Raw genomic sequence first — 8420 nt, 5'->3', positions numbered from 1 at the left:
GATAAAGACATTCAAGAATTTGACTATGATAAATGGAATGCTTTGCATTTAGCGCAGAATTTAGAAAACAAAGGTTTTACTTGTGTAGAAATACCACAGCGGATTGCTAATTTATCCATTCCAACTAAAACTTTTCGAGAAAAAGTATACGAAAAGAAGGTTAAACATAATGGAGATCCAGTCCTTTTTTGGGCGCTTAATAATGCTGTTGTTAAAATGGATGATCAGGAAAACATTATGATTTCGAAAAAAATAAGTAAAAATCGTATTGATCCAGCAGCAGCGGTATTAAATGCATTTGCTAGGGCTATGTATGGAGCAAGTGTCAGGTTTGATGTATCTGAATTTGCAAATAAAGAATTTCTAGGCAAGCTATGGAACTAGGGAGGGGGTGAACATGTGAAAATAGTGGATTCAGTTAAAAAGTTCTTTAATTTTGAAAAACGTCAAACATCGCAGGTAGTTGAGTTAAATAAAGACGATGAAAAATTATTAGAATGGCTAGGAATTTCTCCAAGTGATATTAGTGTTAAGGGGAAAAATGCTTTAAAAGTTGCTACAGTCTTTGCTTGTATCAAAATACTATCTGAATCCGTATCAAAGTTACCGTTGAAAATTTATCAGGAAGATGAATATGGAATTCAACGCGGTACAAAGCATTATCTCAACAATTTACTGAGACTAAGGCCTAACCCGTATATGTCTAGCATGAACTTTTTCGGAGCATTAGAAGCTCAAAAAAATTTATATGGTAATAGCTACGCTAACATAGAATTTGATAGAAAAGGGAAAGTTCAAGCGTTATGGCCAATAGATGCATCTAAAGTGACAGTGTACATTGATGACGTTGGTTTGTTGAATTCCAAAACTAAAATGTGGTATGTGGTAAATACGGATGGACAACAAAGAGTGTTAAAGCCCGAAGAGATATTGCACTTTAAAAACGGAATAACTCTTGATGGCCTTGTCGGTGTTCCTACAATGGAATATTTAAAGTCTACATTAGAAAATTCAGCTTCAGCTGATAAATTCATAAATAACTTTTACAAACAAGGATTACAGGTAAAGGGATTAGTTCAATATGTCGGTGATTTAAATGAAGATTCGAAAAAGGTTTTTCGAGAAAATTTCGAGTCAATGTCTAGTGGTCTTCAAAATAGCCATCGTATTGCATTAATGCCCGTAGGATATCAATTTCAGCCAATTTCATTAAATATGTCAGATGCTCAATTTCTTGAAAATACCGAGCTTACTATTAGGCAAATCGCCACTGCATTCGGCATTAAAATGCATCAATTAAATGATTTGAGTAAAGCGACTTTAAATAATATTGAGCAGCAACAACAACAATTTTATACCGATACATTGCAAGCTACTTTAACGATGTATGAGCAAGAAATGACGTATAAGCTATTTTTAGACAGTGAGTTGGATAAAGGGTTTTATTCGAAATTCAATGTAGACGCTATTTTAAGAGCGGATATCAAAACGAGATATGAAGCTTACAGAACAGGTATTCAAGGCGGTTTCCTTAAACCTAACGAAGCTAGAAGTAAAGAAGATTTACCACCAGAAGTTGGTGGGGATCGTTTACTTGTTAATGGAAATATGCTGCCGATTGAAATGGCTGGACAGGCTTATTTGAAAGGGGGTGGTAATAGTGGCGAAAACAGCAAAGAAGGAAACGAAGGAGATTCGAGCGTTACCGATGATGATTGAAATTCGTGAGGCGAATGAAGAGGAAGGTAAGCGTACAATTTCTGGAGCCATTAAATACAATACCGAAAGTGCTGAAATGCGCGATTGGTGGGGAGATACCTTTGTGGAAGAGATTGCTGAAGGAGCTTTTGACGAAAGTTTAAAAGTTCGTGACGTTGTGGGTTTATGGTCGCATGACACATCTCAAGTATTAGGAAATACTAAAAGCAACACATTGCGCATCGAAAACGATAAGAAAGAATTACGTTTTGAATTAGATATTCCCAATACTACTGTAGGTAATGACGCTTGGGAGCTTATTCAACGCGGTGACGTGGATGGCGTCTCATTCGGAATGAAAGTAATAAAAGATAAGTGGTCATCTGAGGAACGAGAAAATGGCAAGCTTTATAAGCGATCTATTCTAAATGCCGAACTTTATGAAATATCACCAGTTGCATTTCCTGCTTATCCAGCCAATGAAGTCAATGTGCGCTCATTAGATGATTTTAAAGCAAATGAAAAACGAGCTGCAAATGAATATCGTAAAAGAAAATTAGCGTTGGAATTAGAGCTTCTGTAGAAAGCTCATTTTTTATGCCAAAATTCAAAGGAGTGTTTAATTTGTCAAAAGAATTACGTGAATTATTAGCACAATTAGAAGAGAAAAAGTCAGAAGTACGTTCTCTTATGAGTGAGGACAAAGTGGAAGAAGCTGAAGCAATGATGAACGAGGTACGTTCTTTACAAAAGAAAATTGAGCTGCAACGTTCACTTGATGACTCTGAGACAGAACAACGTCAAGTTGGAAACGAATTAGAAACACGCTTTGGTGGAGAAGATATTGAGTACCGCGATGTATTTATGAAAGCATTACGAAACAAGCCGCTAAATGTAGAAGAGCGAGAATTTCTTGAAAATGAATTAGAACAACGTGCAATGTCTGGACTAACAGGGGAAGACGGTGGTCTTGTCATTCCTCAAGATATTCAAACAAAAATTAATGAATTATCCCGTTCATTTGATGCACTTGAACAATATGTAACTGTTGAGCCAGTTCAGACACGTTCAGGGTCACGAGTATTAGAAAAAAATGCTGAAATGGTTCCTTTTGCAGAAATTACGGAAATGGGAGAAATTCCAGAAACAGACAATCCTAAGTTCTCTAATGTGGAATATGCAGTAAAAGATAGAGCAGGTATTTTACCACTATCCCGTTCTTTATTAAAAGACAGTGATCAAAACATCTTGAATTATGTAATTAAGTGGTTAGGAAAAAAATCAAAAGTTACACGCAATGTGCTTATTTTGAATATTATTGATAAATTGACAAAACAAGCGATTAAGTCTCTTGATGACATTAAAGATGTACTAAATGTTAAATTAGATCCAGCAATCTCCCCAAATGCAATTTTACTTACAAATCAAGATGGATTTAACTACTTAGATAAATTAAAAGATAAAGACGGAAAATACATTTTACAGCCAGATCCAACGCAGCCGAACCGAAAATTATTTGATGGAAAACCAGTTGTCGTAATTTCTAATCGTTTCTTGAAAACGAAAGGAACGACTGCTAAAAAAGCACCACTTATTATTGGGGATTTAAAAGAAGCTATTGTATTGTTTAAACGAGAAGATATGGAGTTAGCTTCTACAGATGTAGGTGGTAAAGCATTTACTCGCAACACGTTAGATTTACGTGCTATTCAACGTGATGATGTGAAACTTTGGGATAGCGAAGCAGCTGTATACGGGGAATTGGATTTAAGTACGCCTGTTGAACAACCTCAAGAATAGTTTGAGGAGGCTTTTACATGTTAGTTACCTTAGAAGAAGCTAAAGAATGGATTAGGGTGGATGAAGATGATACCCGTACAATTACTATGTTGATCAAAGCAGCTGAAAAATACATTTTCAAAGCAACTGGTAGAACATTCGATGAAAAGAATGAAGATGCCAAGTTGCTTTGTTTGTTTTTAGTAGCTGATTGGTATGAAAATAGGCTGCTTGTAGGGGATAGAGCCAGTGAAAAAATAAGAACAATTGTTCAGAGCATGATATTGCAACTTCAATGTGCTCCAGAACCTCGGGAGGAAGGCTTATGAATCCTGCAAAATTAAATAAACGACTTACCTTCCAAATTAAAGATGAAAACGCAAAGAGTCCAGATGGTGAACCGATTGACGAATATAACGATGTGTTTACTGTATGGGGCTCTTTTATCTTTTTAAAAGGAAGAGAATATTTTCAAGCAGCAGCAGCGAATAGCGAGGTTCAAGGGAAAACAGAAATTCGCTATCGTAGCGATGTTACCGCTGATATGAAAATTAAGTACAAAGATGCCATATATGACATTATTTCAGCCCTTCCAACTGAAAATCATACGTTATTAATCATGTGGAAACGTGGTGGTATGAATGGCTAATGGTGTAGATTTTATGGGGTTTGACCGTCTTATCACTGGATTGGAAGCAATGGGAGCACGTGGTGAGGAAATAGAAGATAAGGCCCTTGCAGCAGGTGGAGAACCTATTCGAAAAGCAATTGCAGAACGAGCACCTAGAAGTGCAACGCCTAAACCACCATCAAAAAGTGAACCGTGGCGTACTGGAAAACATGCCGCGGATCAGATTAAAGTTACAAAGGCTAGATTAGAAGGTGGAGTTAAAACGGTGAAAATTGGGCTTGATAAGGCCGATCGATCTCCGTGGTTTTATTTAAAATTCCATGAATGGGGAACGTCAAAAATGCCAGCGCATCCATTCGTGGAACCAGGATTTAATGCTTCTAAAGCAGAGGCTGTACGTGCTATGACGGATATTTTGAAAAATGAAATGAGGCTGGATTTGTGATAAATTTACGCCCTGTTATTGTACAAGCTCTTGAAGCAAATCAAGAGCTTGTTTCTTTGCTAGGTGGTAAAAGAATTTATTATAGAAAAGCAAAAAACGCAACGGAATTTCCTAGAATCACACTTTTTGAGTTAGATAACAGACCTGATGGGTTTGCGGATAATGAGGAAAGCGAAAGTGAAATTCTGTTTCAAATTGATATCTGGTCAAAGAATAGCACGACAGCAATTCATCAAAAAGTGAATGAAGTCATGAAAAGTATTGGTTTTTCACGTTATGCAGTTGCTGATTTATACGAAGAAGATACACAGATTTATCATTATGCGATGAGATTCGCGAAAGGAGTGGAATTATAGATGGCTGGAGAAGTTGTGAAAATTAGTTCAACAGTTGGTGTAGACAACCTTGTGTATGCAAAGGTTTTAAAAGATGATTCAATAGGTATTCAGTATGCAGATGTAAAGAAAATGGAAGGTGCTGTGAAGGTTAAATTAACTAAAAAAGTAGCTTCTGAGGTTATGTGGAGTGATAACAGAAAATCAGAAATCGCGGAATCCGATGGCGAGACTGAAGTGGAAATTGAAGTTCGAGGTCTATCACTTTCTACAAAGGCTGACATTGAAGGTTTTCCAGAAGTGCAAGATGGGGTTCTGGATGAAAAACGTGAAGGTGAGAAGCCATATTTAGCCATTGGTTTTCGATTTTTAAAAGCTAATGATAAGTATCGATATGTTTGGCTATTAAAAGGGAAACTTTCACAAGAGGAAGAAGAGGCTGAAACAAAAAAAGATAAACCGAACTTCCAAACAACAAAATTGAAAGGATCATTTATTGAACGTGATTTTGATGACAGAACGAAATTTACAGCTGATGAAGATGAACCAACGTTTACAAAAGCTGTTGGAGATAATTGGTTTAAAAAGGTATATGAAAAACCTGTGGCGCAGCCGCCGGCAGAGCAGAAGTAAGAGGGGGTATAAACTCTCTCTTTTTTTATTAAATAAGGAGGAATAGATTATGAAATTAACTTTACGAATTAATAACGAAGAAAAAACTTTTAATTTACCAGCATTCATTCCAGCTCGTTTAATTCGCCAAGCTCCTGAACTTGCGGATATTCCAAATAATCCTGAAGCAGCAGATTTAGATAAAATGGTTAAATATGTAGTACAAGTTTACGGTGAACAATTTACAGTGGATCAATATTGGGACGGTATAGACGCTCGGAAATTCCTATCAACAACATCGAATGTAATTAACGCTCTAGTGAATGAAACAGTAGAGGCAGCAGGCGCTAATTCTGTAACTGATGGAGCAGAAAACCCAAACGTATAGAGGGAGGAGGGTTGACGTTCAGTGAGTTTATGGATGAACTCTACCTCTCTTTATTGCGTCAAGGATATAAACATCATCACATCGATAATGAGATGGATATTTGGCATTATTTAAGGCTTAATCGAAAAATGCGTGAAAACGAAGATACAAATAACGAAGGCTCCAATTCAAATGAAATAGAAGTGCCAGCGGAAAACATTATTTAACGAGGGAGGTGAGACTATGGCGAACGAAATAAATAATCTAGTCGTTAGACTTTCCCTTGATAACGTAAACTTTCGCCAAGGTATCGCGAATTCGGGTCGTGCAGTACGTACATTACAGAATGAGTTAAGGTCTATCAGTACAGGTATGGGCGGATTTGCAAGCGCAAGTCAACAAACACGTGCAAAAATGGATGTTTTAAACCGTATTATCGAAGCGCAAAAAGAAAAAGTTAAGGCATTACGTCAAGCATATGATCAAAATAAGGCGAGACTTGGTGAAAATAATGCGGCTACTCAGCGATATGCTGCACAAGTAAATAAAGCTGTAGCAGATTTAAATCGTTTTGAAAATGAACTTAAACAATTAAACCGACAAGCAGAGCAAAAAGGAATTGAGAAGCTCAATAATTCGTTAAAAGCATTACAAGCCGAATTCCGATCCATTACCACTGGTATGGGCGGATTTGCAAGCGCTGCGGACCAAACACGAGCCAAAATCGATGTTTTAACACGAATGGTTGATAAGCAAAAAGAAAAGATTCGAGAATTACAATCTGTTTATAATCGTGTAAAAGCAGAAGAAGGCGAAGCGAGTCAATCGGCACAACGTTATGCGGAGCAAATTCATAGGGCTACTGCTGAATTAAATCGATTCGAAACAGAATTACAGCGTTCCAATCGTGAGTTAGAGCAACAAGGCAATCGCTTATTAAACTTTGGTAATCGTATGGAGACGTTGGGTAATCACCTACAAAATGCTGGTGCTCAAATTGGTATAGTTTTTGGTGGAATGACCTATGCCATAGGACGTGGATTGAAGTCAGCGGTAACCGAATCTATGAATTTTGAACAGAAAATGGCGGATGTTAAAGCTGTATCTGGTGCAACTGGTGAAGAAATGAATAAGATGAGTAAACTCGCTGTTAAGATGGGAGAGACAACGAAATACTCATCAGTTCAAGCAGGACAAGGAATTGAGGAATTAATCAAAGCGGGTGTTAACCTGCAAGATATTATAGAAGGTGGACTAGAAGGCGCACTTAACCTAGCAACTGCTGGTGAACTTGAATTAGGTGAAGCAGCTCAAATTGCCTCAACGGCATTGAATGCATTTAGATCTGATAATCTATCTGTTTCTGAAGCAGCAAATATTTTAGCAGGATCAGCGAATGCTTCAGCGACGAATGTACGTGAAATGCAGTATGGTTTAAGCATGGTTTCAGCTGTGGCATCTGGTGTAGGTTTATCATTTAAAGACACTTCTACAGCATTGGCCGCTTTTGCGCAGAATGGATTACGTGGTAGTGACGCAGGTACATCTTTGAAAACAATGTTACTAAATCTACAACCAAGTACAAAAGAAGCAACAAATCAAATGCGCGATTTAGGTTTATATAGTGAGGAAACAGGAAGTGCATTTTACGATGCGCAAGGTAAGATTCGTCCAATGTCTGAAATAGCAGATTTATTAAAAACGAAGCTGAGTCATCTAACAGATGCACAGCGTCAGGCAGCTTTACAAACAATGTTTGGCACAGATGCTATACGTGCGGCAAATATTTTATATAAAGAGGGCGCTCAGGGTATTAACGAAATGTGGCGTGCTATGTCAAATGTTACTGCGGCAGATGTTGCAAAAACAAAAATTGATACATTAAAAGGTCGTCTAACTTTATTAGATTCTGCTTTTTCGACTATGAAAAAAACCATAGGAGATGCACTTGCTCCTGTTGTTAGCGTGTTTGTTGCTGGATTACAAAAACTTGTGGATGGGTTTAATGCATTGCCTGGTCCTATACAAAAAGCGATAGCGATTACAGGTGGTATTGTACTTGCTTTAACTGCAGTTGCTACAGCTATTGGTGTAGTCCTAGCGGCAGCTGGAGCGATAGTATCGGGAATTGGAGCATTAGCGACCGCATTAGGAATTGTAGGTGGTGCGGCAGGTCTTGCTAGTGCTGCAGTTGGTTTATTAGGAAGCGCGCTCGCTGTTTTAACAGGTCCGGTTGGATTGGTAGCAGCTGCACTCATCGGAACAGGTGTAGTTGCTTATAAAGCGTACCAAAAAGCAACTGAAGATAGTATCGACAGTGTAAATCGTTTTGCTGAAAATGTGGAAGGTAAAGTAAGTTCTTCCACAAAGAAAGTTCTTGGTAAATATTTCAAGTTATCTGATGGTATTAGACAAAAATTAACCGAAATTAGATTGAATCATGAAGTAATAACAGAAGAACAGTCGCAGAAGTTAATTGGTCAATATGATAAATTAGCTAACACAATTATTGAAAAAACCAACGCAAGGCAGCAAAAAGAAATTGAAGGACTT

Annotated in this window: 12 protein-coding genes; all 12 read left to right on the top strand. The window is 37.5% G+C overall.

Going from position 1 to position 8420, the window contains the following annotated elements; all coding sequences use genetic code 11:
* A partial coding sequence (locus MR058_RS22360; protein ID WP_242145894.1) for a terminase TerL endonuclease subunit occupies positions 1-384 on the top strand: 384 nt, incomplete at its 5' end.
* A 15-nt stretch (positions 385-399) separates the two neighbouring features.
* Positions 400-1719 (top strand): phage portal protein, encoded by a 1320-nt coding sequence (locus MR058_RS22355; RefSeq protein WP_242145893.1) that lies wholly within the window; start codon positions 400-402, stop codon positions 1717-1719.
* Complete coding sequence (locus tag MR058_RS22350; protein WP_242145892.1) at positions 1661-2281, top strand: HK97 family phage prohead protease; 621 nt, start codon at positions 1661-1663, stop codon at positions 2279-2281. Before MR058_RS22355 ends, MR058_RS22350 begins: the two co-directional genes overlap by 59 nt.
* Positions 2282-2322: 41 nt before the next feature.
* On the top strand, positions 2323-3498 hold the full coding sequence (locus MR058_RS22345; protein WP_242145891.1) for a phage major capsid protein: 1176 nt from the start codon (positions 2323-2325) through the stop codon (positions 3496-3498).
* Positions 3499-3515: 17 nt separating this feature from the next.
* A complete protein-coding gene (locus tag MR058_RS22340; RefSeq protein WP_242145890.1) occupies positions 3516-3806 on the top strand; it encodes a head-tail connector protein in 291 nt (96 codons plus the stop codon).
* Positions 3803-4126 carry a phage head closure protein gene (locus MR058_RS22335; RefSeq protein WP_242145889.1) on the top strand — a complete coding sequence of 108 codons (324 nt, stop codon included), beginning with the start codon at positions 3803-3805 and terminating at the stop codon, positions 4124-4126. Before MR058_RS22340 ends, MR058_RS22335 begins: the two co-directional genes overlap by 4 nt.
* A complete protein-coding gene (locus MR058_RS22330; RefSeq protein WP_242145888.1) occupies positions 4119-4553 on the top strand; it encodes an HK97-gp10 family putative phage morphogenesis protein in 435 nt (144 codons plus the stop codon). The genes MR058_RS22335 and MR058_RS22330 overlap by 8 nt, the downstream gene beginning before the upstream one ends.
* Complete coding sequence (gene gp17 / locus MR058_RS22325; RefSeq protein ID WP_242145887.1) at positions 4550-4909, top strand: tail completion protein gp17; 360 nt, start codon at positions 4550-4552, stop codon at positions 4907-4909. Before MR058_RS22330 ends, gp17 begins: the two co-directional genes overlap by 4 nt.
* On the top strand, positions 4910-5521 hold the full coding sequence (locus MR058_RS22320; RefSeq protein WP_242145886.1) for a major tail protein: 612 nt from the start codon (positions 4910-4912) through the stop codon (positions 5519-5521). It abuts the gene before it with no gap.
* Positions 5522-5570: 49 nt separating this feature from the next.
* Positions 5571-5888, top strand: a complete 318-nt coding sequence (gene gpG, locus MR058_RS22315) for a phage tail assembly chaperone G (RefSeq protein WP_242145885.1) — start codon at positions 5571-5573, stop codon at positions 5886-5888.
* A gap of 11 nt (positions 5889-5899) precedes the next feature.
* Entirely contained in the window at positions 5900-6094 is a 195-nt protein-coding gene (locus MR058_RS22310) for a hypothetical protein (protein ID WP_242145884.1), read from the top strand.
* Between the two features lie 16 nt (positions 6095-6110).
* Positions 6111-8420, top strand: a 2310-nt coding sequence (locus MR058_RS22305) for a phage tail tape measure protein (RefSeq protein WP_242145883.1), incomplete at its 3' end; no start/stop codon positions are given.

The organism is Bacillus cereus group sp. BfR-BA-01430 (assembly GCF_022663115.1).
Taxonomy (GTDB): Bacteria; Bacillota; Bacilli; order Bacillales; family Bacillaceae_G; genus Bacillus_A; species Bacillus_A cereus_BD.
This window is presented reverse-complemented; position numbering and strand designations above follow the sequence as displayed.

What these genes read in the sequence shown, in the direction of transcription:
- MR058_RS22340 (WP_242145890.1), top strand. Translation starts at nt 3,516, where the DNA reads ATGTTAGTTACCTTAGAAGAAGCTAAAGAATGGATTAGGGTGGATGAA.
- MR058_RS22335 (WP_242145889.1), top strand. Translation starts at nt 3,803, where the DNA reads ATGAATCCTGCAAAATTAAATAAACGACTTACCTTCCAAATTAAAGAT.
- MR058_RS22330 (WP_242145888.1), top strand. Translation starts at nt 4,119, where the DNA reads ATGGCTAATGGTGTAGATTTTATGGGGTTTGACCGTCTTATCACTGGA.
- MR058_RS22320 (WP_242145886.1), top strand. Translation starts at nt 4,910, where the DNA reads ATGGCTGGAGAAGTTGTGAAAATTAGTTCAACAGTTGGTGTAGACAAC.
- gpG (WP_242145885.1), top strand. Translation starts at nt 5,571, where the DNA reads ATGAAATTAACTTTACGAATTAATAACGAAGAAAAAACTTTTAATTTA.